Source organism: Mesorhizobium sp. BR1-1-15, from assembly GCF_020165475.1.
Lineage (GTDB): Bacteria > Pseudomonadota > Alphaproteobacteria > Rhizobiales > Rhizobiaceae > Mesorhizobium.
The window spans coordinates 202,824-227,113 of sequence record NZ_JAIUIF010000004.1; the positions used below are offsets into that span (position 1 = coordinate 202,824).

24 protein-coding genes are annotated in these 24,290 nt (G+C 65.0%); 6 read left to right on the forward strand and 18 right to left on the reverse strand.

Translation table 11 applies throughout. From position 1 onward, the window contains the following. Positions 1–9 precede the first annotated feature (9 nt). From LB541_RS09515 to LB541_RS09575, 13 genes are all read right to left on the reverse strand, one after another. Positions 10–1,104, reverse strand: a complete 1,095-nt coding sequence (locus tag LB541_RS09515) for a hemolysin family protein (RefSeq protein ID WP_140513164.1) — start codon at positions 1,102–1,104, stop codon at positions 10–12. Between the two features lie 27 nt (positions 1,105–1,131). Further along, a complete protein-coding gene (gene ybeY / locus LB541_RS09520) occupies positions 1,132–1,638 on the reverse strand; it encodes an rRNA maturation RNase YbeY (RefSeq protein ID WP_140513162.1) in 507 nt (168 codons plus the stop codon). A 17-nt stretch (positions 1,639–1,655) separates the two neighbouring features. Continuing rightward, on the reverse strand, positions 1,656–2,648 hold the full coding sequence (locus LB541_RS09525; RefSeq protein ID WP_224518987.1) for a PhoH family protein: 993 nt from the start codon (positions 2,646–2,648) through the stop codon (positions 1,656–1,658). 83 nt (positions 2,649–2,731) lie between these two features. After that, positions 2,732–4,141 carry a tRNA (N6-isopentenyl adenosine(37)-C2)-methylthiotransferase MiaB gene (gene miaB / locus LB541_RS09530; RefSeq protein ID WP_224618225.1) on the reverse strand — a complete coding sequence of 470 codons (1,410 nt, stop codon included), beginning with the start codon at positions 4,139–4,141 and terminating at the stop codon, positions 2,732–2,734. Between the two features lie 64 nt (positions 4,142–4,205). After that, positions 4,206–5,006, reverse strand: coding sequence for a lysophospholipid acyltransferase family protein (locus LB541_RS09535; RefSeq protein ID WP_140670875.1), 801 nt, complete (start codon positions 5,004–5,006; stop codon positions 4,206–4,208). A 21-nt stretch (positions 5,007–5,027) separates the two neighbouring features. Beyond that, positions 5,028–5,522, reverse strand: coding sequence for a ribosomal protein S18-alanine N-acetyltransferase (gene rimI / locus LB541_RS09540; protein ID WP_140550098.1), 495 nt, complete (start codon positions 5,520–5,522; stop codon positions 5,028–5,030). After that, entirely contained in the window at positions 5,522–6,199 is a 678-nt protein-coding gene (gene tsaB, locus LB541_RS09545; RefSeq protein WP_140670872.1) for a tRNA (adenosine(37)-N6)-threonylcarbamoyltransferase complex dimerization subunit type 1 TsaB, read from the reverse strand. The genes rimI and tsaB overlap by 1 nt, the downstream gene beginning before the upstream one ends. A gap of 110 nt (positions 6,200–6,309) precedes the next feature. Next, positions 6,310–7,416: a DUF1513 domain-containing protein gene (locus LB541_RS09550; protein WP_140670870.1), complete on the reverse strand. Its 1,107-nt coding sequence runs from the start codon at positions 7,414–7,416 to the stop codon at positions 6,310–6,312. Positions 7,417–7,418: 2 nt separating this feature from the next. Then, the gene (locus LB541_RS09555; RefSeq protein WP_140670868.1) at positions 7,419–8,498 is read right to left on the reverse strand and encodes an imelysin family protein; all 1,080 of its coding nucleotides are present in this window, start codon (positions 8,496–8,498) and stop codon (positions 7,419–7,421) included. Next, the gene (locus LB541_RS09560; RefSeq protein WP_140670866.1) at positions 8,498–10,093 is read right to left on the reverse strand and encodes a di-heme oxidoredictase family protein; all 1,596 of its coding nucleotides are present in this window, start codon (positions 10,091–10,093) and stop codon (positions 8,498–8,500) included. Before LB541_RS09560 ends, LB541_RS09555 begins: the two co-directional genes overlap by 1 nt. Positions 10,094–10,105: 12 nt before the next feature. Further along, positions 10,106–10,591: a bacterioferritin gene (bfr, locus tag LB541_RS09565; protein ID WP_140496826.1), complete on the reverse strand. Its 486-nt coding sequence runs from the start codon at positions 10,589–10,591 to the stop codon at positions 10,106–10,108. Beyond that, the gene (locus tag LB541_RS09570) at positions 10,557–10,868 is read right to left on the reverse strand and encodes a (2Fe-2S)-binding protein (protein WP_140523850.1); all 312 of its coding nucleotides are present in this window, start codon (positions 10,866–10,868) and stop codon (positions 10,557–10,559) included. The genes bfr and LB541_RS09570 overlap by 35 nt, the downstream gene beginning before the upstream one ends. Positions 10,869–10,975: 107 nt before the next feature. Continuing rightward, positions 10,976–12,265 carry an imelysin family protein gene (locus LB541_RS09575; protein ID WP_140556727.1) on the reverse strand — a complete coding sequence of 430 codons (1,290 nt, stop codon included), beginning with the start codon at positions 12,263–12,265 and terminating at the stop codon, positions 10,976–10,978. Positions 12,266–12,703: 438 nt separating this feature from the next. Between LB541_RS09575 and LB541_RS09580 the strand changes: the two genes are divergently transcribed. The 3 genes from LB541_RS09580 to LB541_RS09590 are packed head-to-tail and all read left to right on the forward strand — an operon-like array spanning position 12,704 to position 14,557. Beyond that, positions 12,704–13,957: an NAD(P)/FAD-dependent oxidoreductase gene (locus LB541_RS09580; RefSeq protein ID WP_140670864.1), complete on the forward strand. Its 1,254-nt coding sequence runs from the start codon at positions 12,704–12,706 to the stop codon at positions 13,955–13,957. A 37-nt stretch (positions 13,958–13,994) separates the two neighbouring features. Then, entirely contained in the window at positions 13,995–14,225 is a 231-nt protein-coding gene (locus tag LB541_RS09585) for a type II toxin-antitoxin system ParD family antitoxin (protein ID WP_140496834.1), read from the forward strand. An 11-nt stretch (positions 14,226–14,236) separates the two neighbouring features. Beyond that, entirely contained in the window at positions 14,237–14,557 is a 321-nt protein-coding gene (locus tag LB541_RS09590) for a type II toxin-antitoxin system RelE/ParE family toxin (RefSeq protein WP_181175321.1), read from the forward strand. Positions 14,558–14,611: 54 nt separating this feature from the next. Here the strand turns inward: LB541_RS09590 and LB541_RS09595 are convergent, their stop codons facing one another. After that, the gene (locus tag LB541_RS09595) at positions 14,612–15,889 is read right to left on the reverse strand and encodes a 4-aminobutyrate--2-oxoglutarate transaminase (RefSeq protein ID WP_140670860.1); all 1,278 of its coding nucleotides are present in this window, start codon (positions 15,887–15,889) and stop codon (positions 14,612–14,614) included. A gap of 405 nt (positions 15,890–16,294) precedes the next feature. Continuing rightward, entirely contained in the window at positions 16,295–16,513 is a 219-nt protein-coding gene (locus LB541_RS09600; protein WP_224618226.1) for a hypothetical protein, read from the reverse strand. On the opposite strand from LB541_RS09600, the gene LB541_RS09605 reads away from it, so the two are divergent. From LB541_RS09605 to LB541_RS09615, 3 genes are read left to right on the forward strand one after another with little or no spacing between them, the layout of a single operon-like run. Continuing rightward, positions 16,512–17,495 (forward strand): efflux RND transporter periplasmic adaptor subunit, encoded by a 984-nt coding sequence (locus tag LB541_RS09605; RefSeq protein WP_224618227.1) that lies wholly within the window; start codon positions 16,512–16,514, stop codon positions 17,493–17,495. The two genes, LB541_RS09600 and LB541_RS09605, sit on opposite strands and share 2 nt — an antisense overlap. Continuing rightward, positions 17,492–18,571 (forward strand): efflux RND transporter periplasmic adaptor subunit, encoded by a 1,080-nt coding sequence (locus tag LB541_RS09610; protein WP_140556731.1) that lies wholly within the window; start codon positions 17,492–17,494, stop codon positions 18,569–18,571. Before LB541_RS09605 ends, LB541_RS09610 begins: the two co-directional genes overlap by 4 nt. Next, entirely contained in the window at positions 18,568–21,669 is a 3,102-nt protein-coding gene (locus tag LB541_RS09615) for an efflux RND transporter permease subunit (RefSeq protein ID WP_224618228.1), read from the forward strand. Before LB541_RS09610 ends, LB541_RS09615 begins: the two co-directional genes overlap by 4 nt. Before the next feature lie 36 nt (positions 21,670–21,705). Here the strand turns inward: LB541_RS09615 and LB541_RS09620 are convergent, their stop codons facing one another. From LB541_RS09620 to nikC, 3 genes are read right to left on the reverse strand one after another with little or no spacing between them, the layout of a single operon-like run. Next, the gene (locus LB541_RS09620) at positions 21,706–22,452 is read right to left on the reverse strand and encodes an ABC transporter ATP-binding protein (RefSeq protein ID WP_140629819.1); all 747 of its coding nucleotides are present in this window, start codon (positions 22,450–22,452) and stop codon (positions 21,706–21,708) included. Continuing rightward, positions 22,449–23,309, reverse strand: coding sequence for an ABC transporter ATP-binding protein (locus LB541_RS09625; RefSeq protein ID WP_140513126.1), 861 nt, complete (start codon positions 23,307–23,309; stop codon positions 22,449–22,451). Before LB541_RS09625 ends, LB541_RS09620 begins: the two co-directional genes overlap by 4 nt. Next, positions 23,306–24,232: a nickel transporter permease gene (gene nikC, locus LB541_RS09630; protein WP_140559687.1), complete on the reverse strand. Its 927-nt coding sequence runs from the start codon at positions 24,230–24,232 to the stop codon at positions 23,306–23,308. The genes LB541_RS09625 and nikC overlap by 4 nt, the downstream gene beginning before the upstream one ends. Positions 24,233–24,290 lie beyond the last annotated feature (58 nt).

The window sequence follows — 24,290 nt, forward strand, 5'->3', positions numbered from 1 at the left end:
CGCAGGCGCTTAAGCCTGCTCGGTGCGCGCCGCGGCGCGGCGGCGACGTTCGCCCTTCTGGTTCTGCACGATGCGCACGCGCTTGACGCGGCGCGGATCGGCGTCGAGCACATGGAACTCGAAGCCAGGGATGGCCTGCACCACCTCGCCGCGCGCCGGCACCCGGCCAAGCGTGTTGAAGATCATGCCGCCGATGGTGTCGACATACTCGCCATGTTCGCCGGCGGCGAAATCCCCGCCGATCATCTTGGCGACCTCGTCGATCTCGGCCTTGCCGTCGACGACGAACACGCCTTCACCGGTCTGGGTGATCATCGGCTCGTCGTCGTCGTGCTCGTCCTCGATGTCGCCGACCACCATCTCGACGATATCCTCGAGCGAGACGAGCCCGTCGGTGCCGCCATACTCGTCGATGACCAGCGCCATCTGCGTGCGGGTCGTCTGCATGCGGCCCATCAGATCGGAGGCCAGCATGGACGGCGGCACGAACAGCACCGGCCGGATCAGGTTCAGTTCGCCTATGGTGCGCGAGAGATCGACCTGGGTGAGGTCGAGAACCGTGGCGGCGGGTGTCTTCCTGGTCGCCCGGCCTTTCCTGACGCGCGCAATCTTGGTGATATGGGCCAGCACGTCGCGGATATGGACCATGCCGCGCGGGTCGTCGAGCGTCTCGGCATAGACCGGCATGCGGGAATGGCCGGACTGCTCGAACATGCCAAGCAGATCGCCAAGCGTGGTCGTGATCTCGACCGCCTCGATGTCGGCGCGCGGCACCATGACGTCCTCGACGCGCACCTCGCGCAGCCGCAGGATGTTGTTGAGCATGGCGCGTTCGCCCGGCGAAAAGGATTCGACATCGCTCGTCGTCTCGGCGAGCGCGCCGGCGATCTCCTCGCGCAGGCTGGTTCCGTTGCGTTGCCTGAACAGGCCCAGAACGCGGTTGAACAGGGAAGGCCCGGCAGGCGACGGCTCACCGGCGACGCTGCCGGTGTTGGCAACACCAGGGGTAACGGTACTCGGACTTGATCCCTCTTCCGACGTGTCGGAAGCCTTGGTCGCACTGCCGGCGTCGGGGCGGACGGCAGTTTCAGGTTTGTCGTTCATCTTCGTCCGTCAATTGGTTAGAAGTAGTTACGCGTAGGGATCGGGAATGGCAAGTCTGGCGAGCGCGGCGCGCTCGACGGCCTCCATCTCCTCGGCCTCGGCATCGGTCTCGTGATCATGGCCCATGAGATGCAGCAGGCCGTGGATGACGAGATGGGAAATATGGTTCTCCAGCGGCTTGTCTTCCAGTCCCGCCTCGCGCGCCACCGTCTCCGCGGCCAGCACGATATCGCCGAGCATCGGCGGCAGGGGACCGCCCTTGGGGAAAGGAAATGCCGGAAAAGACAAGACGTTGGTCGGCTTGTCCTTGCCGCGCCAGCCGGCGTTGAGCGCCTGGACATGGGCATCGTCGGAAAAAACGACGCTGAGTTCGGAACGGCCAGCCGCACCCGTCTCGGCGAATGCAGCGGCGGCGGCGGCGGCGACCAGCCGGACAAGCTCGGCTTCGTCCGGCCAATGCCCAGCCTCGACCGTCAGATCAATGTCGACGGGCAGCGGCGGAGCCGGCCCGTTCGGCGTTTCGGGCTCAACCATGAGGTCGCTCGATCAAATCAGCCTTCGGTCCCCAGACCGCGGGCGAGCTTGCCGTCACGGTCGTAGGCCTTGACGATCTCGGCGACCAGCGGATGCCTGACGACGTCGCCTTCATTGAAGCGGACCGTCACCATGCCGGTCACACCATCGAGGATCCGGAGCGCCTCGACAAGGCCGGACTTGGTGTTCTGCGGTAGGTCGATCTGCGTCGGGTCGCCGGTGACGATCATGCGCGAATTCTCGCCCAGACGGGTCAGGAACATCTTCATCTGCATCGGCGTGGTGTTCTGCGCCTCGTCGAGAATGACGGCGGCATGCGCCAGCGTGCGGCCGCGCATGAAGGCGAGCGGTGCGATCTCGATCACCTCGGCGGCGATGGCGCGTTCGACCTTGTCGGCCGGCATCATGTCATAGAGCGCGTCGTAGAGCGGCCGCAGGTAGGGATCGACCTTCTCCTTCATGTCGCCCGGCAGGAAGCCCAGCCGCTCGCCGGCCTCGACGGCAGGCCGCGACAGCACGATGCGCTCGACCATGCCGCGTTCGAGCAGCATCGCCGCATGCGCCACCGCCAGGTAGGTTTTGCCGGTACCGGCCGGGCCGATGCCGAACACCAGTTCCGAGCGCTCCAGCGCCCGCATATACGCGTCCTGCGTGAGCGAGCGGGCGTAGATCGTCTTCTTGCGCGTCGATATCTGGGCGGCCGAAACCTTGCCCTTGCGCTCCAGCGTCGGCAGCGTGAGCTGGTCATCGGCGGCGACCGCCATGCGCACGGCGCCGTCGACATCGGACTGGCCGATATCCACCCCCTTCTGGAGAATGCCGTAGAGATTGTCGAGCGCCCGGCGGGCCTGCTCGGCGGCGGAAGCCGATCCCTTGATGGTGAGCTGGTTGCCGCGCGAGCGGATGTCGACGCCCAGTTTCTGCTCGAGCCGGGCGAGGTTCTCGTCGAACTGGCCGTAGAGGGCGCTGGCAAGCTTGTTGTTGTCGAAAGTCAGTACGATGTGCGCCATGTCAGAAGCCCCAGATGCCGGTACCGGGGGCAGGTTCTTCAGCTCCGCTGCGCTCAACCGTCTCTCCTCATCTGCCGAGGTCATCAGACCAATTCGGCGAACAGGCTATTGTAACCCGTCTTCGTGATTCGCACCTGGATAATGTCACCGATTTCGCCGGCCTTTTCATCAACAATAACGGGCTGAAGCCAAGGTGAGCGTCCGACCTTCTGGCCGGCCTGGCGACCTGGCTTCTCGATCAGCGTATCTATGGTGCGGCCGACGAGACTCAAGCCGAAATCCTGCTGCTGCTTCAAAAGCAGCGCCTGGAGCCGCTGCAAACGCTCGTCCTTGACCGCTTCCGGCACATGGCCGGCCATCTCGGCGCCCGGCGTGCCGGGGCGCGGCGAATATTTGAACGAAAAGGCCGAGGCGTAGTTCACCTGGCGCACCAACTCCATCGTCGCCTCGAAATCCGTCTCGGTCTCGCCGGGGAAACCGACGATGAAATCGCCCGACAGCGCGATATCGGGCCGCACGGAACGGATGCGGTCGAGCAGCGCCAGATAATCATCCGCCGTGTGCCTGCGGTTCATCGCCTTCAGGATGCGGTCGGACCCGGATTGCACCGGCAGATGCAGATACGGCATCAATGCCGGCAGGTCGCGATGGGCCGCTATCAACTCGTCGTCCATGTCGCGTGGATGGCTCGTGGTGTAGCGCAGGCGCGCCAGCCCGGGAATTTCGGCCAGCCTGAACAGAAGGCGGCCAAGGCCCCATTCCTCGCCGTTTTCGCCCTGCCCATGCCAGGCATTGACGTTCTGGCCAAGCAGCGTCACCTCGCGCACCCCGGCTTCCGCCAGGCGCTCGGCTTCGGCGACGATCTGTGCCACCGGCCGCGACACTTCGGACCCCCTGGTGTAGGGCACGACGCAGAAGGTGCAGAACTTGTCGCAGCCCTCCTGGACGGTGAGGAAGGCGGTGACGCCGCGCTTGATCACCTCGGCGCGCTTCGGCTGCGGCAAGTGCTCGAACTTGTCCTCAATGGCGTAGTCGGTTTCGACGATCTTCTCGCCGCCGCGCACCCTGGCCAGTACGTCCGGCAGCCGGTGATAGGTCTGCGGGCCGATGACCAGGTCGACGGCGGGCGAGCGGCGGATGATCTCGGCGCCTTCGGCCTGCGCCACGCAACCCGCGACGCCGATCAGCAATTCGCGGCCGGCGGCGGCGCGTTCGGCCTTCATTTCGCGGATGCGGCCGAGCTCGGAATAGACCTTTTCAGCCGCTTTTTCCCTGATATGGCAGGTGTTTAGCAGCACCAGATCGGCTTCGCCGATGGTCTGCGTCGCCGTGTAGCCGTCGGCGGCCAGCGCATCTGTCATGCGCTGCGAGTCATAGACGTTCATCTGGCAGCCATAAGTCTTGACGAAGACCTTTTTCGCTGCCGCGGAAATCACTGGCTGCTGTCCAGCCGCAGTGCCGATGTCGTCGGTTTCAACCGTGTTCAAGTCCATCCGGCGGCTTCTAACGCCTTTCCGCGACAAAAAACAGACGATTCTGCCTGGGGGCCTTCGGGATTCAGCGGCTCGGGCGCGGCGCGGCCAGTGCCGCCTGCATCATTTCGCGCACGCGGCTTTCCATCAGCTTCGCCGTTTCCTTCCGGTTCGACCCCTTGGCGAAGGCGATCGGTTCGCCGAAATGCACCTCGACATCGAGCGCGCCTTCGGCCATCAGCACCTTGAGGTGCGGCATCAGATCCTCGTCGCCGATCCACGCCGCGATCGGCCGGTGCCGGCGGCCGAGCGGCACGCCATGCAACCGGGTATAGGCGATCGCTACCGGCTGGATGAAGACCTGCTCCGCCGCGCCCTCCGAAATCGCCATTGAGGCGGCACCGAACAGCGTGCTCTTGAAGGGCAGGACGATGTTGCCGTCGCCCGTCGAGCCCTCGGCAAACAGCACCATGGCATCGCCCTTGGCCATGCGGTTGGCGATCTCGCTCGCCTGGTCGCCGGACGAGCGCTTGCGCTCACGCTCGATGAAGACGGTGCGCTGCAGCTTCGACAGCATGCCGATCAGCGGCCAGCCTTCCATGTCGGCCCTGGCGATGAACTTCACATCGGCAAACGAGCCCAGCACCATGATGTCGGTCCAGGAGATGTGATTTGAGGCAATCAACAAGGGGCGGCGGTCGGACATCGTGCCCTTTACATGGATGCGCATGCCGAGCGCCCTGACGATCAGCCTGTGCCAGATCTTGAGGATGAAGGTTTCCGGCCACCAGCCGGTCTTCATCGACAGGACCTGCAAAGGCACCAGGATCAGCGAACCGGCGACGACCAGCCCTATCGCCAGGAAAATCCTGATTTTTCCGATCATCGCTCCACCCCGAAACCCTGGCTAGCGAAGATCGCGGCGCATGACAAGCGCGCCGGTCGGGCCATGCTCTGGCGACCTGTAATAGTTGGGGCGCTTGCCGACCTCGCGGAACCCGAGACGCCTGTAGAGGGCGATCGCGGCGACATTGGTCTCGTCGACCTCGAGGAAGAGCGCTTCGGCGCGTTGCGCGTGCAGTTCGCGCAGCACCGCATCCATCAACTGCCAGCCGAGCCCCTGGCGGCGATGCGACCGCGCCACTGCAACGGTCAGGATCTCGCCCTCGCCGGCCGCCAGCCGGGCCAGCACGAAGCCGACCGGCGGCTTGGCGCCGTGCCCGGTTTCGCGCGCGGCATAGCCGAACACGGTGTCCTGTTCGAGCAAGGCCGCGAACTCGCCATCGGTCCAGGGGCGGACGAAGTCCTCGCGGTGCAGCAGCGAGACCGCCGGACTGTCGGTGGTCCTGAGCGGTTCGAGCGCGTAATCGCGGCGGCGCGGCTGGAGAAAAGGTATGCGCATTATTTCCCTTGCCTGGAAAGTATGAACCCGGCCTGCGGCTTGGCGTCGGCGCCGCGCAGATAAAGAGGTTTCGGCCTCTCGCCCTCGCCCTTGGCGGCCGCCAGGCGGGCGTAAGTGAGAATGTCCGCGGTCGCCGTCTCGGGTCCGATGTCGAAGGCGCGTCCGGCGGATGCCGCGATCCGCGTCGCGGCGGTTCCGGCGAGCACCGAAGACCGCTCGTTCGCCATGGCCACGGCATCCGCCAGCGTGACCACGGCCGGACCGTAAGTCAAAACCGACATTTCATCATAGAGAGCGGCATGGATCTCCTCGCGGCCGGCATCGAGCGCGGCCAGCACGGCGCGGCCGGGAAATGCCCGTGCCGCCTCGGCTGCCAGCGCCTCGAGCGTCGTCACGCCGATTGCAGGCACCTTGAGCGCCAGCGCCAGGCCGCGCGCCGTGGAAACCCCGACGCGCAGGCCGGTGAAGGAACCGGGGCCGACGGAGACGGCGATGGCGCCAAGACCGGCATAGGCGGTTGCACCGGCCTTCAGCGCCTCGGCGATGACGCCCATCAGATGCTCGGCATGGCCCTTGCCGAGATCGAGCACCGCGCGGCCGAGTTCCTGCCTCGCCCCGGCATCATAGACGCAGGCGGCGCAGAGGTTGGCGGCACAGTCGATGGCGAGCACTTTCATGAAACGACCGGTTCGAAAAACAATTCCCTGTGCCTGCCACAGCGCGCCACCGCAAGGGGATAGCGCATAATTTGTTAAGCGGCTTCGTTCCGGCACAGCGGGAACGGTGTCTATGCGGCAGGCGCTATGCGCAGCATGTGGTTGTCCCAGACATAGTCCGGTTCGGACCGTGTCGCGCCATTGCCCTCGACGATTTCGCCGGCTCCGGTGGTAGCCATGAAACCCGTCCCGTCGGGCGCCACGCCGCAGACCTCGACCAGTGCGCTTGACGAGACGAGCCGCCCGCTCGCCGCATCGATCACCACAAGCGAATTGCCTTCCGGCGAAGAGACGGCAATGGTGCCGGCAACCGGATTGGCGGCGACGGAACCGATATAGTTGCGGAAGCTGGACAGGACATCCCGCGGCATGTCGAGGAGCTGCAAATCCTTGCCACGCGCCGCGCGGCCGACCAGCAGCGGACGGTCGGTGCCGGGTCCCCGGTACTGGCAGCCGAACCAGACGGTGCCGGTCTGGTCGGTGTCCATGTGGCGGATCGACAACTGGTGCAGCGCCGCCGGCAATTCGTGCTTCTCGACCGGATCGCCGGTGACACGGTCGATGAGTACATAGGATGGCTTCATGGTGGCGATGTTGAGCTCGGCGCGGCCATAATCGGGATGAGTCTCGATGCCGCCATTGGCAACGGCGATCGTCCTGCCGTCGCCCAGGAGCAGAAGCTCGTGGGGTCCCATGCCATAGGTCGGGAATTCACCAAGGCGCTTGAATTTCGCCCGCGCGTCGTAGACGCCGACGACGCCGGCCGCGTTGTCGAAATCGTTCTCGGTGGCATAAAGCAAGGCGCCGTCCGGGGAGAACACGCCATGGCCGAAGAAATGCCGGCCGGTGATGCTGGCGATGGTCAGCGGTTCATCGCGCCCGGCGTGATCGAAGACCACGGCGAAGGTGCCGGGCTGGCGGGCGAACACCACTGAGCGCTTCGATATGGGATCGAAGGTGACGTCGTGGCCGCGGTCGGGCAAGTCGATCGCGTGCAGGAGCTTGCCGGCCTCGGACAGGATTGCGGCGCCATAGCTGCCGTCGCGCTTGACGAAGGCGGTGGCGAAGACGGCATCGGCGGCAAGCGTATTTGCCCAGGCCGGCGGCGCCATCGCGGCGGCAAAACCGATGCCCGCGGCTCTCAGGAAATCGCGACGGTCAATGAGGGAGGTTTTCACGCTCAGTCCCCATCCAGCGAGGAAAAACCGGCGGTCAGGCCGAATTCGGCGGTCAGCCTGGTGCCGAACAGGGTCGACAGGCTGGAGGTGATCAGCGCGAGATGCTCGAGCTTTGCGCGCAGCGCCGGGTCGGCGAGCGCCATGTCGATCGGGCCCTGGACCGACTTCGCGGTGGCGACGCCGTTGACCAGCTGGATACGGATCGATTCCGCCATCCAGCGCGCATCGGCCGGCAGCGCATCGCCGAGCTTCGAGGCCTCGAACAGCCCGTCGATGCCGGCAAGGTTTCCGGCCAGCGAATTGGTGGTGTTTTGCGAACGCCAGTAGATCGCCTGTTTCGGCTTGTCCGCCTCCGGCTTGCCGCCCAGGAAGCCTTTCAGGCGCACGTCGCGAACCATGTCCAGCTCGTTGATGAAGATGCCGACCAGTTCCGTCACCGCTTCCGTGCCGTCGCGATAGAGCGGATTCTGCGGCCCCGGATTGGCCCAGAGCGCCGCAAAGCCGTCCGGCCTGTTCCAGGCGTCGGCGACATCGCCGGCCATGGTTTCGATGTTGCCGGCAACCGCCGCGCCATAGGCGCAGCGATAGGGATCGTTCTTGCCGGCAAGCGCATCGGCGCCGTCACCGTAGAGCACGAACTCCAAGGCGCCGAGCCCCTGCATGGCGACGCTCTTGCCGGAAAGCTGTGCCGGATCGGTGGCGCTCGGGTCTTGGGCGGCCAACGCGGCCTGCACCTGTTTCAGGCCGATGCTTTTGCGATCCGGCCAAAACAGCATTCGCTCCAGCCGGTTGTTTTCCTTGATCGGGCCGAACCCGATGATCTCGGCCGACGACCAGGCATCCACCGTGCGCGAGAATTCGGCGCGTGCCGCATCGAGATCGCCCTTTGAGGGTTTTTCGCAAAGCGCGTGCATCGCCTTGTTCAAGCCCGCCGCGCGGTCGTGCAGACTGGCATAGGCCGGCCGGACAAAGCCGTCGATTGCCCGCTGGATGACGTCGGTGGCCTTCACCCCCGCCGATGCGGGGGTGGCGCCCAGCAGGGCCAGAGGAAGAAGGATTACCAGCGCGGGACGCTTCAACATCACAGGGACTCCAGGAATTTGAGCAATGCCTCGCGGTCGGCGGCGCCGGCGGCGGCGAAGCGGTCGCGCGATTTCTGGCCCTCGCCGCCATGCCAAAGAATCGCCTCGACCAGGCTGCGGGCGCGGCCATCGTGCAGATAAAAATTGTTGCCGTTGACCGTTTCGGTGAGGCCTATGCCCCATAGCGGCGGCGTGCGCCATTCGTTGCCCGTCGCCTCGCCCACCGCCTGGCCGTCGGCAAGGCCGGGGCCCATGTCGTGCAGCAGGAAGTCGGAATAGGGCCAGATAAGCTGGAAGGCCTGCGCCTTGTTGGGCGCGTCGCGGCGGGTTACGAATTTCGGCGCGTGGCAGGAAGCGCAGCCGATCTCGTAGAACAATTTCTTGCCGGCGAGCACATCCGGGGCGCCGAGGTCGCGGCGTGCCGGCACGGCCAGGTTCTGCGAATAGAAGGTGACGAGGTCCATGACCGGCGCCGGCGCCTCGGCCTGACCGAGCCGCTCCTGCACGCCATCCGGCATGGCAAGGCAATCCTTCTCGGCGGCGGTGCAGTCGCCCCAATGTTTGGGCTCCTCCGGCGTCGAGATGCCGATGTCGCCGGCAAAGGCATCCGCGGCCTGCTGGCGGATCGACGCGGTCTGCGCCTTCCAGCCGAAACGACCAAGGGTGAGCTCGCCGCTCATGCCGTCGCGCACGATGTTCGGCCTGCCGGAAATGCCGTCGCCGTCCCGGTCGTTCGGATCGGCATGGGCGATTATATCAGCGGGCGCGATCTGCTCGATCAGGCCGAGCCCGATCATCGGCGGCGTCAGGCGCGGCGACAGCGTGGTGCGCGGATCGAGCAGGCCGTAGGCCAGATCATCGACCGCGTAAGTGGGCTTGCGCAGTGAAACCACGGTGCCGTCGCCGAGCCCGACTTTTTCCTCGCTGTAGTCGACGCGCATCCGGCCCTCGCCGCGCAGGCCGGGGACGGCAAGATCCTGCAGCTGCGAACCGTAGACCGGATCGGGGATGTTGAGCAGCCTGTGGTCGGCAAGCCCAGCCTTCTCCTCCTCGGTGCTCGCCTCTCGCGCCAGCCGCAGGAACATCGACGTGCTGCCGGTGCCTTGCGGCGGACGGCCGCGGCCGTCCTTCAGATGGCAGTTCTGGCAGGCGCGTTCGTTGAACAGCGGTCCGAGCCCGTCGGAAGCCTGCGTCGAGGACGGCGACGACACCCAATTCTTGCGGAACAGGGCGTTGCCCAGCTTGAAGGTGCCTTCTTCCTCGAAGGTGATGTTGGCCGACGATTGCGAGAAGGAATCGCGGTTGACGTCCTTCCTGGATGTGCCGGCGCCGCCTTGCATCAATTCGAACTGCTCGGGTTTCGAGAAGTCCTTGGTCGGCCTGGTAACGGCTGTGACGCGCGCCTGATCCTTCGGGCTGAGGTCGGTGCGCGTGGCGGCGAAATTGGCGGGCTGCTGCGAGCCGGACCCGCCCGTGGCGAAGGCCAAAAGAATGATGGCGGCCGAACCGGAAAGCACGACGCTTCCCGGTTTTCTGTTTGACGACAGGCCTTCGGCCCGCCGCCAGCGGCGCAGCAATGCTAGGGTGCGCCGCATTCCCGCATGCCCTTACTCCGCCTCGTCCGCCGATGCGGCATTGAGCTGGCCGTATTTTTCTTCGCCGATCGAGGCAAGCAGATCGAGCTGCGTCTCGAGGAAGTCGATGTGCCCCTCCTCGTCGGCCAAGAGTTCCTCGAACAGTTTCATGCTGACATAGTCGCCGGCTTCGTTGCAGACCTCGCGCGAGCGCTTGTAGGCGGTGCGAGCGTCATACTCGCCGGCAAGGTCGGATTCGAGCACTTCCTTCACGTTCTGTCCGATACGCAGCGGCGCCACGGACTGCAGATTGGGGTGCCCTTCCAGGAAGATGATCCGGGCCACGAGCTTGTCGGCATGGTGCATCTCCTCGATCGATTCGGCGCGTTCCTTCTTGGCGAGCTTGGCGTATCCCCAGTCCTCCAGCAGACGGAAATGGACCCAATACTGATTGACGGCACCAAGCTCCAGGAACAGAGCCTCGTTAAGCCGCTCGATGATCTGTGGTTCGCCTTTCATGGGTTCTGCTCCCGTATTGGACGCGCAGGCCTCTGACGCGATCCAGATGTGAAACGATGTCAACGCCGCTCGCCTGCGAGCGGGCGTGGTAGTTCTCGGTGACCCGAATGATCGTTTCGACCACATTTGGGAAGCAGCCGCAACAGCGACCGCGCTTGTGCATGGCGTGATAGACTTTTGCCGGCACGATGAGCTGCCAGGGATCCTGGTCCAGCAGCCCGACGATCGTCTGCTCAATCTCCTTCTCGGTGATGATGTTGCAATGGCAGATTAGCATAAACTTGCTCGGATGGCTGACGGCGCCTTCCGCGCCGTGTGGCTTGACTCTATCTTCCCCGCGCCGAAGCCTTTGTGACTTCGGCCCGGGCTTCCAGGCTTCGACGCTTACTGGAACACCTTGTCCGGCGCATCGAGGCTGTCTGAACCCTCAAAGGCGATGGCGTTGAGCTTCAGCGCGCCGACGGCGCGTTCGACCGATTTGGTCTGGTCGACCAGTGCGTCGATTGCCGCCTGCACCGTGGCGTTGCCCTCGGTGTTGCCTTCGGCGATCTGCTGGTCGTAAGCCTCGCCGCCTTCGGCGCGGGCCTTGATTGCCTCCATCTTGGCGACGGTGGCATCGAGCTTGTCAGACAGTTCCTTGTCGATGGCCGGATCGGCCGCCTTGACCATGTCCGCCACCGACGGCCCTGAAACGACGGTGCCGTCCAGCCTGGTGTAGCTGGCGTGATAGGCGGCGCGGATACCGACGGCGTCATAAAGATGGGAATTGTAGGTGTTGTCGGAGAAGCAGTCATGCTCCTCTTCCGGATCGTGCAGCAGCAGGCCGAGCTTCATGCGCTCGCCGGCGAGTTCTCCGTAGGAGAGCGAGCCCATGCCGGTGAAGATGGCCGAAATAGCGGCGTTCGGCTCGCCGTCGACCAGGTTCTTGCGCGCAGCGCCGCCTTCCTTCCAGTCGCCGACCATCTCCTGGAGGTCGGACACCAAAAGCGTGCTGGCTGACTTCAGATATTCCGCGCGGCGGTCGCAATTGCCGCCGGTGCAGTTCTTGAGATCATAGTCGGTGTAGGGGCGCTCGCCGGCGCCCGGTCCGGTGCCGTGCAGGTCCTGACCCCAGAGCAGGAACTCGATGGCATGGTAGCCGGTGGCGACATTGGCCTCCACGCCGCCGGCCTCCTGCAGCGTGCCGGAGAGGAATTCCGGCGAAAGGTTCGAGGCGTCCACCTTCTTGCCGTTGATCTCGATCTCCTTGTTGGCGATCACATTGGCCGTGTAGAGCGAATTCGCGTCGGATTCTGTGCCGTAGCTCTTGGCGACATAATCGATCAGGCCTTCGTCCAGCGGCCAGGAATTCACCTTGCCTTCCCAGTCGTCGACGATCTTGTTGCCGAAGCGGTAGACCTCGGTCTGCTGGTAGGGAACGCGCGATGCCTTCCAGGCCTCGCGGGCGGCATTGAGCGTCTCGGCCGAAGGCTTGGCCAACAAGGTATCGACCGCCTTGTCGAGCGCCTGCGCGGTGGTCAGCGAATCCTCGTATTTGGCAAGCGCGATGTCGGCATAGGTCTTGATGACCGCCTTGGGATCGCTCTCGGCCTTGGCCGGCAGCACGAACACCGCCGCCGTCAGCAGCGCCGTGGCACTGATCGCCGCAAGCCTGCTGCCATGTCGTGCCGTCATTATCACTCTCCAGTTTTTCGGGAATTTTGTGAACGGCGCGCGCGACAACCGGCGCCAGGCCATGTGCAGGCCGTCATTCGCGGGGCATGCCGCGCTGTCGCGCGGGTCGAAGAAGAAAGACACCAAAATGCCTCCAATCGAAAGGGTTCAAGGCCCAGACATCAAAGGGATGCGCCGATGCGCGAGGCCCCATAAAGCTTCAGGACCGATGGAAGTCAACGAAAATCGACAGGAAAACTCAATCGAAACAACAGTTTAGAATTATTCTAAACTGCGATAGTCAACTTTAGCCGCCTGCACCGTGTGCCGACGTCATCGCCGAACTGTCCGATTGACAGCCGCCGTTCCGGGTGCGACCCGCAAATGGCCTCTTGCGGCGGCGCCAGACAATTGCCACGTGGCGAGACATCCTAAAATCAAGCTTGGGATCGGAATGCGATGAAGAACGGCGTGGTCATTGTCGGTGCGGGACATGCGGGCGTGCAGGCGGCGGCAAGCCTGCGCGAGGAGGGTTACGACGGGCCGGTGATCCTCGTCGGCGACGAGAACGAACTGCCCTATCACAAGCCGCCGCTGTCGAAGACCTTCATCAAGGATGCCGAGGCCAAGCCGCAACCCTTGCGTGGCGAGGCATTTTACACCGGCAGCGCCGTCGACTACCGGCCGGGCGTTCGGATCGACCGCATCGATGCCGGACGTCGCCGTTTGGAGATATCAGGCGGCGGCGAACTTGCCTTCGATCATCTGATCCTCGCCACCGGCTCGCGCCCGCGCCTGCTGCCGCTGCCGGGCGCGGATCTGTCCGGTGTGGTGTCGCTGCGCTCGCTTTCCGATGCGCGGCTGATCCGGGACTTGAGCGCACGGAGCGAAGACGTCGTTATCCTCGGCGGCGGCTTCATCGGGCTGGAGATCGCGGCGACGCTGCGCGCGGCCGGCCGCACCGTAACGGTCGTGGAAGCGGTTGACCGGCTGCTTGGCCGCACCGTGGCGCCGATCGTGGCGAGCCATGTCCGCCAACGGCTGGAAGCGACCGGCGTGCACATTCTCACCGGCACCACGATCGCAAGGCTCGAGGGCGAAAACGGCCATGTCACGGCAGCGATCACCTCGTCTGGCGAAAGGCTGCCGGCGCGCATGGTCGTCGTCGGCATTGGCGCCGTGCCCAATGTCGAACTGGCCGGGGAAGCCGGCCTCACCATCGCCAACGGCATTCGCGTCGACAACCAGATGCGTAGCTCGGTGCCGGAAATCCTCGCCATCGGCGACGCCGCCTCCTATCGGCATTGGTTCACCGGCGGCGACGTGCGGCTGGAATCGGTACAGAACGCCACCGACCAGGCGCGGCTTGCCGCGCGCACCATAACGGGCCATGCCGACGCCTATTCGGCCGTGCCCTGGTTCTGGTCCGACATCGGCGACATGAAGCTGCAGATGGTCGGCCTGACATCCGGCGGCGACAGCCATGTCGTGCTGGGCGATCTCGCCGACAACAAGTTCTCGATCTACCACTATGCCGCAGACAGGCTGCTCGGCATCGAATCGGTCAACCGCCCCGGCGACCACATGCTCGGCCGCAAGATGCTGAGCGCCGGCTTCTCGCCGGCGCCACAGACGGTGGCAGCGGGGCCGGACGGATTGAAAGCGGCGCTGGTCGCGTTCCAGAACAAAGAGTCAGCCGAGGCCAGTGCCTAAGATTGCCAATTTTTGCCATAGGCTATAAAATGCCTGAATGAGCACCATGAACATCTCCCTGCCGGAAAGCTTGAAGCATTTTGTCGATCAGCAAGTGACCGATCGCGGCTATGGCACGAGCAGCGAGTATGTGCGTGAATTGATCCGCCGCGATCAAGATCGTCAGCTTCTGCGCGGCTTGCTCCTTGAGGGCGCATCGTCCGCCCCGGGCGCTCCGGTTGACGACGACTATTTCGCCGCGCTGCGGAAACGGGCGCAGGGCCAATAGAGTAAGTGCCCATAAAGGCGATCATTCCTCGAAAACTAGCCCTGCGGGATGTCGAGGATGCTGTCGATTACTATACGCGAGAAGCTGGTTCGCGCGCGGCATTGGGCTACATCGAGGAGCTTCAAAACGCCTACAAACTGCTAGCCAGCCATCCCGCATCGGGCTCTCTGAGATATGGCTACGAAATTGGATTGCCTGGTCTGCGTAGCGTGCAAGTCAGGCGCTATCCATACCTGATTTTTTATCTTGAACAGACCGAACATATCGATGTTTGGCGGGTGCTGCACGCCAAGATGGACATTCCAGCCTGGTTACAGAATCCGAGCTCCTGACGGCACGTTCACCGGGCTCAGTGTAAGCCGTCAGGAGAAATGGGCGCCGGCCCTTCAGGCAGCGCGAACCTCGCGGATCGAGCTTTCCAGAATGTCGAGCGCCTCGGTCATGATGCCGTCCTGGATGGTGAGCGGCGCCAGGAAGCGGATGACGTTGCCGTGAACGCCGCAGGTGAGCAGGATCAGCCCCTTGTCGAGTGCCTTCAGCCTGACCGCATTGGCCATCTCCGCCGATGGCAAGCCCTTCCTGACGTCGTTGAACTCGACCGCGTTCATGAAACCGGGGCCACGGATGTCGACGATTTCCGGGACGTCGTCGCGGATCGATCCCAGGCGCTGCTTCAGCCTGGCGCCGAGCGAGTTGGCGCGGTCGCACAGTTTCTCTTCCTCGATCACGTCAAGCACCGCATGCGCGGCGGCAACGCCGATCGGGCTGCCGCCATAGGTGCCGCCCAGCCCGCCGGGGCCAGGCGCATCCATGATCTCGGCGCGGCCGGTGACCGCAGCCAGCGGAAAGCCGCCGGCCAGGCCCTTGGCCATGGTGGTGATGTCGGCGGTCACTTCATGATGCTCCATGGCGAACATCTTGCCGGTACGGGCGAAGCCGGTCTGCACCTCGTCGGCAATGAGCAGGATGCCGTGCTGATCGCAGATCTTGCGCAGCGCGGTCATGAAATCGCGCGGCACTTCGTAGAAGCCGCCCTCGCCCTGCACCGGCTCGACGATGATGGCCGCGACCCTGGCCGGATCGACGTCGGCCTTGAACAGGCGATCGAGCGCGGCAAGCGAATCGGCCACCGACACGCCGTGCAGCGGCACCGGGAACGGGGCGTGGAAGACGTCGGCCGGCATGGCGCCGAAGCCGACCTTGTAGGGCACGACCTTGCCGGTCAGCGCCATGCCCATGAAGGTGCGGCCATGGAAGCCGCCGGCAAAGGCGATGACGGCCTGGCGGCCGGTGGCATTGCGGGCGATCTTGATGACGTTCTCGACCGCCTCGGCGCCGGTGGTGACGAAGATTGTCTTCTTCTCGAACTTGCCCGGAAGAATGCCGTTCAGCCGTTCGGCCAGCCTTACATAGCTCTCATAGGGCACCACCTGGTGGCAGGTGTGGGTGAAGCGGTCGAGTTGCGCCTTGACCGCCTCGATGACCTTGGGGTGGCGATGGCCGGTGTTGACGACGGCGATGCCGGAGGAGAAATCGATGTAGCGGCGGCCCTCGACATCCCAGATTTCCGAGTTCTCGGCCCGGTCGGCGTAAATCTGCGTGGTCATACCGACACCGCGCGAGATCGACTGGCTCTTGCGTTCGGAAATGGCTGAGTTCTTCATGATGTCCCTCATAGGGCCGGCGCCCGTTCTGCTTGATCAGATGTCTTCTGGGCTTATTTCATGCTTTCCTCAAGTCGGCACCGCCGGCAGGCGATTGGGCCTGAGGTATCGCGCCTGACCAGCCGGCGATATCCGTACCAGGGCAACGGACTGCGTTAACGGGTTCGGAGCCTTCGCGGCGCGCTGTTGAGGATCATTGAACGGAAAAACCCGCCTGTGCGGCGGGTCCCTGGCGCAACTCAGCACCATATCCAAATATCTATCATAGTTGCCTTCACCTCGTCAAGGAAAAAATTCCTATCACGAAAAGCTGCCCGGCCGGGACTGGCCGTCGTCAGGCCTTTGCAAACCCGAGTCGGATGCCTGACACGGGTACGAGTCCGGTTTCCTTTTTCGGGAGATCGACTATCGTGCCGGGATCCGCGAGGCATCGCGATCGGCGAGCGGCCTGCGGCTGAGGGAACCCATGAGCAGGAACGCGACATCGTCCGTCTCGCCGCCATCGGTCAAACCTTCCAATTTTTCGACTTTTTCCATCGGCGTAGCGCTTTTCACTTGCACGGCCGTCCTGCTTTTGGCCGGCTGCCAGAAACAGGAAGCGGCGGAAAAAAAGCTGCCGATCATGGTGCGCACCGAGACCGTGGCGATGGCCGACTATGCGCCGAGAACCGCGCTGACCGGGGTGATCGCGGCGCGCACGCTGAACAATCTGTCGTTCCGGGTCGGCGGCCGCGTCGCCGAACGGCTTGCCGATGTCGGCCAGCATGTCGACAAGGGCGCGGTGCTTGCCCGCATCGACCCGCAGGAGCAGGAATCCGATTTGCGCTCGGCGCAGGCCGATCTCGACGCGGCGCAAGCGCAGTTGACCCAGTCCGCCGCCGCCTTCGAGCGGCAAAAGACGCTGCTTGCCCAGGGTTACACCACCAGGCGCGACTATGACGCCGCCGATCAGGCATTGAAGGTGGCGCAAGGCAGCCTCGACGCGGCGCAGAGCGCGCTCGCCAATGCCAAGCAGAACCTGTCCTTCACCGAACTCAAGGCTGGCGCCGCGGGCGTCATCACCGCCCGCCAGGTCGAAACCGGCCAGGTGGTGCAGGCTGCGCAGACCGTCTTCACCGTCGCCGAGGACGGCGACCGCGACGCGGTGTTCAACGTCCAGGAGACGTTGATCGCCAGGACGCCGACCTCGCCGGCGGTGACGATCACGCTCCTGTCCGACCCGCAGATCAGGGCAACGGGCAAGGTGCGCGAAATCTCCCCGGCGGTCGATCCGGCGTCGGGCTCGATCCGGGTCAAGGTCGGCATTGCCGATACGCCCGCCGGCATGCCGCTGGGCGCGGCCGTCATCGGCTCGGTCGGCGCCAAACCGGCCAAGGCGATCCTGCTGCCCTGGCAGGCATTGACGTCCAGCGCCGGCAAGCCGGCGGTCTGGATCGTCGATCCCTCGACCGGTACGGTGACGATGGCACCGGTCGAGGTGCTGGCTTTCAATTCCGGCACCGTCGTCATCGCCAGGGGATTGGAGGAGGGCCAAAGCGTCGTCACCGCGGGCGGACAGCTGCTCAGTGCGGGTCAGAAAATCGAGATATCGGGAGCGGGCCAATGAGCCGGCTGCCGCGCCTCCTGCTTGGCGTGATCGCGCTTGGCGCGCTCGCCGCCTGCTCGAAATCGGAGGAGAAGCCGCCGGAGATCATCCGGCCGGTGCTGTCGGTGGTGGTCGAGCCGCGCACCACGCAGGTCTTCGGCTTCGCCGGATCGGTCGAGCCGCAGGTCAGCGCCGATCTCGCCTTTCGCCTGCTCGGCCGGGTCGTGTCCCGCGACGTCAATGTCGGCGACATCGTCAGCAAGGGCACGACGATCGCGGCACTGGACCCGACCGCCTTGGAGCTGTCCGTCCAGGCGGCCAAGGCCGAGCTCTCCAATGCCGAGGCACAGTTTGCCAACGCCGCCGCCAGCGAGGAGCGCCAGCGCCAATTGCTTGCCAGCGCCAACACCACGCAAGCCGTGTTCGATGCCGCGCAGCAGGCGAGGAAGGCGGCCGAGGCCAGTGTCGAGCGGGCCAAGGCCTCGCTGGCCAAATCGCAGGAGCAGCTCGGCTATGCCAGGCTGTTCTCGGATTTCGACGGCGTCGTCACGGCTGTCGGCGCCGAGGTCGGCCAGACGGTCTCCCCCGGCCAGACGGTCGTCACCGTGGCGCGCTCGGACCCGCGCGAAGCGGTGGTCGATATTCCAGACCAGTTGACCGGCGATCTCACGGCCGGCACGCCGTTCCAGGTCATCCTGCAATCGCTGCCGACGATCCGGACCGAGGCCAAGCTGCGCGAGATCGCGCCGCAGGCCGAGGGCTCGACGCGCACGCGGCGCGTGCGGCTGACGCTTACCGATCCGCCGCAGGCCTTCCGGCTCGGCTCGACCGTGACCGCAACGCGCATGACCACGGTGGAGCCGACGATCGAACTGCCGCTGTCGGCGCTCTTCCAGAGGAACGGCTCCGACAGGGTGTGGATCGTCGATGCGCAGACATCGAGCGTGAGCACGCGCGAGATCAAGGTTGCCTCCAGGAACGGCGGAACCTTCACGGTGGCTCAGGGACTGGAAGCGGGAATGCGCGTCGTCACCGCCGGCGTCCACAGCCTGACCGAAGGCCAGAAGGTCAAACTGCCCGCGGGAGGGGCCTCATGAAGGGCTTCAACCTCTCCGACTGGGCGCTCAACCACCGCTCGATGGTCTGGTATTTCATGCTGGTCTTCGTTGCGGCCGGCATCTTCTCCTACCTCAACCTCGGCCGCGAGGAAGACCCCGCCTTCACCATCAAGACCATGATCATCCAGGCCAATTGGCCCGGCGCTTCGGTCAAGGAGACGGTGCAGCAGGTGACCGACCGCATCGAAAAGAAGCTCGAGGAACTCGACAGCCTCGACTACACCAAATCCGTCACCACAGCGGGCCAGACCGTCATCTTCGTCAACCTGAAGGATACCACCAAGGCGCGCGACGTCGTGCCGAACTGGATTCAGGTGCGCAACATGGTCAACGATATCAAGGCGCAGTTCCCGCAAGGCGTCCAGGGACCGTTCTTCAACGACCGTTTCGGCGACGTCTACGGCAACATCTACGCCTTTACGTCGGACGGGCTGACGCCGCGCCAGCTGCGCGACTATGTCGAGGATGTCAGGACAAAAATCCTGACCGTGCCGAATGCCGGCAAGGTGGACCTGGTCGGTGCCCAGGACGAGGCGATCTATCTTGAATTCTCGACCCGCCAGATCGCGGCCCTCGGCCTCAACCAGCAGGCGATCGTGGCAAGCCTGCAGGCGCAGAACGCGATCACGCCGTCGGGCGTCATCCAGTCCGGCCCGGAACGCATCAGCGTACGGGTCGGCGGCCAGTTTACCTCCGAAGAGAGCCTTCGCGCCATCAATCTTCGCGTCAACGACCGCTTCTTCCGGCTGAGCGACGTGGCGACGATCACGCGCGGCTATGCCGATCCGCCAACGGCACTGTTCCGCTTCAACGGCCAGGACGCGATCGGGCTTGCCATCGGCATGAAGCCCAACGCCAATCTGCTCAAATTCGGCGAGGCGCTGCATGAGGCGATGAACAAGGTGCTGGCAGACCTGCCGGTCGGCGTCGGCGTGCATCTGGTCGCCGACCAGCCGGTCATCGTCGAGGAAGCGGTCTCGGGCTTCACGCGCGCCTTGTTCGAGGCGGTGGCCATCGTGCTGGCCGTGTCCTTCATCAGTCTCGGCATGCGCGCAGGCTTCGTCGTCGCGCTGTCGATCCCGCTGGTGCTGGCCATCACCTTCACGGTCATGTCCTATCTCGGCATCTCGCTCCAGCGCATCTCGCTCGGTGCGCTGATCATCGCGCTCGGGCTTCTGGTCGACGACGCGATGATCGCGGTCGAGATGATGGTGGCGCGGCTGGAGGTCGGTGATAGCCTGCGCAAGGCGGCGACCTATGTCTACACATCGACCGCCTTCCCGATGCTGACCGGCACGCTGGTGACCGTCGCGGGCTTCATTCCGATCGGCCTCAACAACAGCGCCGCCGGCGAATACACCTTCACCCTGTTCGTCGTCATCGCCGTGTCGCTGCTGGTGTCGTGGATCGTGGCGGTGCTTTTCGCGCCGCTGCTCGGCGTCACCATTCTGCCGGCGACGATGAAGACGAAGCATCACGACCAGCCGGGCCGCTTCACCTCGCTGTTCCGGCGTGCCCTTGTCGGCTCGGTGCGCCATCACTGGCTGACCATCATCGCCACGGTGCTGTTGTTTGCCGCGTCGATCGCCGGCTTCGGCCTGGTGCAGCAGCAGTTCTTCCCGCCCTCGGACCGGCCGGAGCTGATCGTCGACTGGAACCTGCCGCAGAATTCCTCGATCGCCGACACGCGCGAGCAGATGGAGCGGTTCGAGCAGCGGGCGCTGGTCGGCAATCCCGACATCGACCATTTCTCGTCCTATATCGGCCAAGGCGCGGTGCGGTTCGTGCTCGCCTATGACGTGCAACCGGCCAATCCCTATTTCGGCCAGACGGTCATCGTCACCAAGAGCATCGAGGCGCGCAACCGGGTGAAGCCGGCGCTGGAAAAGCTGCTGCGCGAGGAATTCGTCGGTACCGACGCCTTCGTGAAGCTGCTCGAACTCGGACCGCCCGTCGGCCGCCCCGTGCAGTACCGCGTCGGCGGGCCCGACATCCAGACGGTGCGCTCGCTGGCGCAGCAATTCGCCGGCGTGATTTCAGCCAATCCCAAACTCGCCGCGCCGACCTTCGACTGGAACGAGCCGCAGCGCGTGCTCAGGGTCGACGTGCTGCAGGACAAGGCGCGGCAGCTCGGCATCACCTCCTCCGACATCGCCAGCGCGCTCAACAGCACCGTCGGCGGCGCCACCATCACGCAAGTGCGCGATGCCACCTATCTGATCAATGTGGTGGCGCGCTCGCGCGAGGCCGAACGCGGTTCGATCGAGACGTTGCAGAACATGCAACTGCCGACCAGCACCGGCGAGGCCATCCCGCTCGCGGCGGTGGCCAACTTCCGCTACGAGCTCGAACAGCCGACGGTGTGGCGACGCGACCGCATCCCGACCATCACGGTGCGGGCCGGCCTGGTCGGCGACGTTCTACCGGCAACGGTGGTCAACGAATTGAAGCCTTCGGTCGATGCCTTCATCGCCAAGCTGCCGCCGGGCTATTCGATCGAGACCGCCGGCTCCGTTGAGGAAAGCGCCAAGAGCCAGGGGCCGATAGCGGCCGTCGTGCCGCTGATGCTGTTTGTGATGGCAACCATCCTGATGGTCCAGCTGCAGAGCTTCCAGCGCCTGTTCCTGGTCGTTGCGGTGGCGCCGCTCGGGTTGATCGGCGTGGTGGCGGCCCTGGTGCCGAGCGGCGCGCCGCTCGGCTTCGTCGCCATCCTCGGCGTGCTTGCCCTGATCGGCATCCTGATCCGCAACTCGGTCATCCTGATCGTGCAGATCGAGGACCTTGTCGCGGAGGGCAAGGACCGTTGGGCCGCCGTTATCGAGGCGACCGAACACCGGATGCGGCCGATCGCGCTGACGGCCGCCGCCGCCAGCCTGGCGCTGATCCCGATCGCGCGCGAAGTGTTCTGGGGACCGATGGCCTACGCGATGATGGGTGGCATCATCGCGGGTACTGCGATCACGCTGCTGTTCCTGCCGGCGCTTTATGTGACGTGGTTCAGGATCAAGGAGCCGAAGCGAGGGCAGGAAAGCACTGCGCCGGCCGATGATGCCATCCCGGAAAGCGGCAGGGCCTGAAGACAAGGGGCGATCAGCGTCGCGTTGAAAGTTCAGCTACACCCTCACAAACCCGTCGCTGGCCCGCAAGAGATTGCGCGTGTAATCCTTCGTCACGCGCCGCTCGACCAAGTCACCCGCCGTCAAATTCTCCACCGCCTCGCCGCTTTGCATCACCATCAGGCGCTCGCACATATGGGTGATGATGGCGAGGTCGTGGCTGACCATCAGGAAGGTGAGCTTGCGCCGCCGGCGGACCTCCTCGAGCAGGTTGAGCACCTCGGCCTGCACGGAGGCATCGAGCGCCGAGGTCGGCTCGTCGAGCAGCAGGACCGACGGTTCGAGGATGAGCGCGCGCGCGATCGCCACGCGCTGGCGCTGGCCGCCCGACAATTGATGCGAGTAGCGGAAGCGGAAGCCGTTGCCGAGACCGACCTCGTCGAGCGCCCGCTGGATGCGCTTTTCCCCGTCGTCAAAACCATGGATGGCGAGCGGCTCCTGCAGCAGGCGGTCGATGGTCTGGCGCGGGTGCAGCGAACCGTACGGATCCTGGAACACCATCTGCACTTCGCGGTAAAAGGCCTTGTCGCGGCGCGCGCCGAGCTTCTTGCCGTTGACCGCGATGCTGCCCGAAGCGACCGGCGCAAGGCCGGCGATCGCCCTGAGCAGCGTCGATTTGCCGGAGCCGGATTCACCGACCAGGCCGAAGGATTCGCCCGGCTGCACGTCCAGGCTGACGCCCTTCAGTGCGCGAAAGCGGTCGAAGATGACCTCCAGCCCGTCGACGGCGATTGCTGATGTCATGCCGCCCACTCCGGCTTGCGGTCGAGCACCGGCAGCGGGTGACGATCGGCGCCGATCTTGGGCATGCAGTTGAGCAGGCCGCGCGTGTAGGGATGCTGGGCGCGACCGAGTTCGGAGGCCTTGAGCTGCTCCACCACCTTGCCGGCATACATGACGATGACGCGGTCGCAAAAGGACGAGACCAGGCGCAGATCGTGCGAGATGAAGATCAGCCCCATGCCGCGCTCGCCGACCAGCCGGTCGAGAATGCCGAGCACGTCGAGTTGCACGGTGACGTCGAGCGCCGAGGTCGGCTCGTCGGCGATCATCATTTCCGGCCCGGCGATCAGCATCATGGCGATCATGGCGCGCTGGCCCATGCCGCCGGAGACCTCGTGCGGATGCAGGTCGAAGACACGCCGGGGGTCGCGGATCTGCACGGCTTCCAGCATGGCCAGCGCGCGCTCCCGCGCCTCGGCCTTGGAGACCTTCTCATGGGTGCGCAGCGTCTCGACGATCTGGCGGCCGATGCTCATCACCGGGTCGAGCGAATATTTCGGATCCTGCAGGATCATGGCGATGCGATTGCCCCGCAGCGCGCGGCGCTCACGTGGCGATGCGGCCAGAAGGTCGATGCCGTCGAAAGCCAGCCTCTTCGCCGATATCCGCGCCTGGGGCGGCGTCAGCCCCATGATGGCACGGCCGGTCTGCGACTTGCCCGAGCCGCTCTCGCCGACGATGCCGAGCCGCTCGCGGCCTAGCGAGAAGGAAACGCCGCGCACCGCCTCGATCAGCCCGGTGCGCGTCGGGAAGGTGACGCGCAGATCGTCGACTTCGAGCAATGCGCGTTCCGGCCGTGTCCTCGTTTCGCCGTTCATTGGTCGCCGCTCCGCGGGTCGAGCGCGTCGCGCAGGCCGTCACCAAGCAGGTTGAAGCCGAGGCTGACGATCAGGATGGCGAAGCCCGGCGCGCCGGCCACCCACCATTGGTCGAGCACGAAGCGGCGGCCCGAAGCGATCATCGTGCCCCATTCCGGCAGCGGCGGCTGCGCGCCGAGCCCGAGGAAGCCGAGGCCGGCGGCGGTGAGGATGATGCCGGCCATGTCGAGCGTCACGCGGATGATCAGCGAGGAGATGCAGAGCGGCATGATGTGGCGCAGCACGATGCGGAAGGGCGAGGCCCCCATCAGTTCCACCGCCTTGATGTAATCGGAATTGCGCACGGTCAGCGTTTCGGCACGCGCGATGCGGGCATAGGGCGGCCAGGAGGTGATGGCGATGGCGAGCACCGCGTTCTCGATGCCGGGGCCGAGGGCCGCGACAAAGGCCAGCGCCAGGATCAGCTTGGGGAAAGCGAGGAAGATGTCGGTGATGCGCATCAGTATGGCATCGGTCCAGCCGCCGGCATAGCCGGCGACGGTGCCGACCACGAGGCCGATGGGGGCGGCGATGATGGCGACCAGGATGACGACATAGAGCGTCCAGCGCGAGCCGTAGAGAATGCGCGAGAGGATATCGCGGCCGAGATCGTCGGTGCCGAACCAGTGCTCAGCACTTGGCGCCAGCAGGCGCGCATTCTTCAGATCGCCGAAAGTCGGCGAATAAGGCGCCAGTACCCCTGCAAGGGCGGCAATGACCAGCAGTGCGATGATGATGAGCAGGCCGAGAAAGGCCAGCCGATTGGCGGAAAAACGCCGCCACGCGACATAGGCGCGGCCGAGCCTCGCCTGTATGCGCGAGGCCGGCCGCTCGCTGAGCAGCCAGTCGCGGCGGGAGAGGGGGGCGGCGTCGGAGGCGGTCATGACGATGCCTCTTGGCGCTGTCGACCCCCACTCCGGTCTGCTTCGCAGACCATCTCTT

Coding starts and splice junctions, on each gene's coding strand:
- LB541_RS09615 (WP_224618228.1), top strand. CDS start 18,568: ATGAAGGGCTTCAACCTCTCCGACTGGGCGCTCAACCACCGCTCGATG.
- LB541_RS09610 (WP_140556731.1), top strand. CDS start 17,492: ATGAGCCGGCTGCCGCGCCTCCTGCTTGGCGTGATCGCGCTTGGCGCG.
- LB541_RS09535 (WP_140670875.1), bottom strand. CDS start 5,006: ATGATCGGAAAAATCAGGATTTTCCTGGCGATAGGGCTGGTCGTCGCC.
- LB541_RS09585 (WP_140496834.1), top strand. CDS start 13,995: ATGAGCACCATGAACATCTCCCTGCCGGAAAGCTTGAAGCATTTTGTC.
- LB541_RS09595 (WP_140670860.1), bottom strand. CDS start 15,889: ATGAAGAACTCAGCCATTTCCGAACGCAAGAGCCAGTCGATCTCGCGC.
- tsaB (WP_140670872.1), bottom strand. CDS start 6,199: ATGAAAGTGCTCGCCATCGACTGTGCCGCCAACCTCTGCGCCGCCTGC.
- rimI (WP_140550098.1), bottom strand. CDS start 5,522: ATGCGCATACCTTTTCTCCAGCCGCGCCGCCGCGATTACGCGCTCGAA.
- miaB (WP_224618225.1), bottom strand. CDS start 4,141: ATGGACTTGAACACGGTTGAAACCGACGACATCGGCACTGCGGCTGGA.
- LB541_RS09575 (WP_140556727.1), bottom strand. CDS start 12,265: ATGACGGCACGACATGGCAGCAGGCTTGCGGCGATCAGTGCCACGGCG.
- LB541_RS09515 (WP_140513164.1), bottom strand. CDS start 1,104: ATGAACGACAAACCTGAAACTGCCGTCCGCCCCGACGCCGGCAGTGCG.
- LB541_RS09580 (WP_140670864.1), top strand. CDS start 12,704: ATGAAGAACGGCGTGGTCATTGTCGGTGCGGGACATGCGGGCGTGCAG.
- LB541_RS09570 (WP_140523850.1), bottom strand. CDS start 10,868: ATGCTAATCTGCCATTGCAACATCATCACCGAGAAGGAGATTGAGCAG.
- LB541_RS09620 (WP_140629819.1), bottom strand. CDS start 22,452: ATGACATCAGCAATCGCCGTCGACGGGCTGGAGGTCATCTTCGACCGC.
- LB541_RS09605 (WP_224618227.1), top strand. CDS start 16,512: ATGGTGCGCACCGAGACCGTGGCGATGGCCGACTATGCGCCGAGAACC.
- LB541_RS09625 (WP_140513126.1), bottom strand. CDS start 23,309: ATGAACGGCGAAACGAGGACACGGCCGGAACGCGCATTGCTCGAAGTC.
- ybeY (WP_140513162.1), bottom strand. CDS start 1,638: ATGGTTGAGCCCGAAACGCCGAACGGGCCGGCTCCGCCGCTGCCCGTC.
- nikC (WP_140559687.1), bottom strand. CDS start 24,232: ATGACCGCCTCCGACGCCGCCCCCCTCTCCCGCCGCGACTGGCTGCTC.
- LB541_RS09600 (WP_224618226.1), bottom strand. CDS start 16,513: ATGATCGGCAGCTTTTTTTCCGCCGCTTCCTGTTTCTGGCAGCCGGCC.
- LB541_RS09525 (WP_224518987.1), bottom strand. CDS start 2,648: ATGGCGCACATCGTACTGACTTTCGACAACAACAAGCTTGCCAGCGCC.
- bfr (WP_140496826.1), bottom strand. CDS start 10,591: ATGAAAGGCGAACCACAGATCATCGAGCGGCTTAACGAGGCTCTGTTC.
- LB541_RS09560 (WP_140670866.1), bottom strand. CDS start 10,093: ATGCGGCGCACCCTAGCATTGCTGCGCCGCTGGCGGCGGGCCGAAGGC.
- LB541_RS09555 (WP_140670868.1), bottom strand. CDS start 8,498: ATGTTGAAGCGTCCCGCGCTGGTAATCCTTCTTCCTCTGGCCCTGCTG.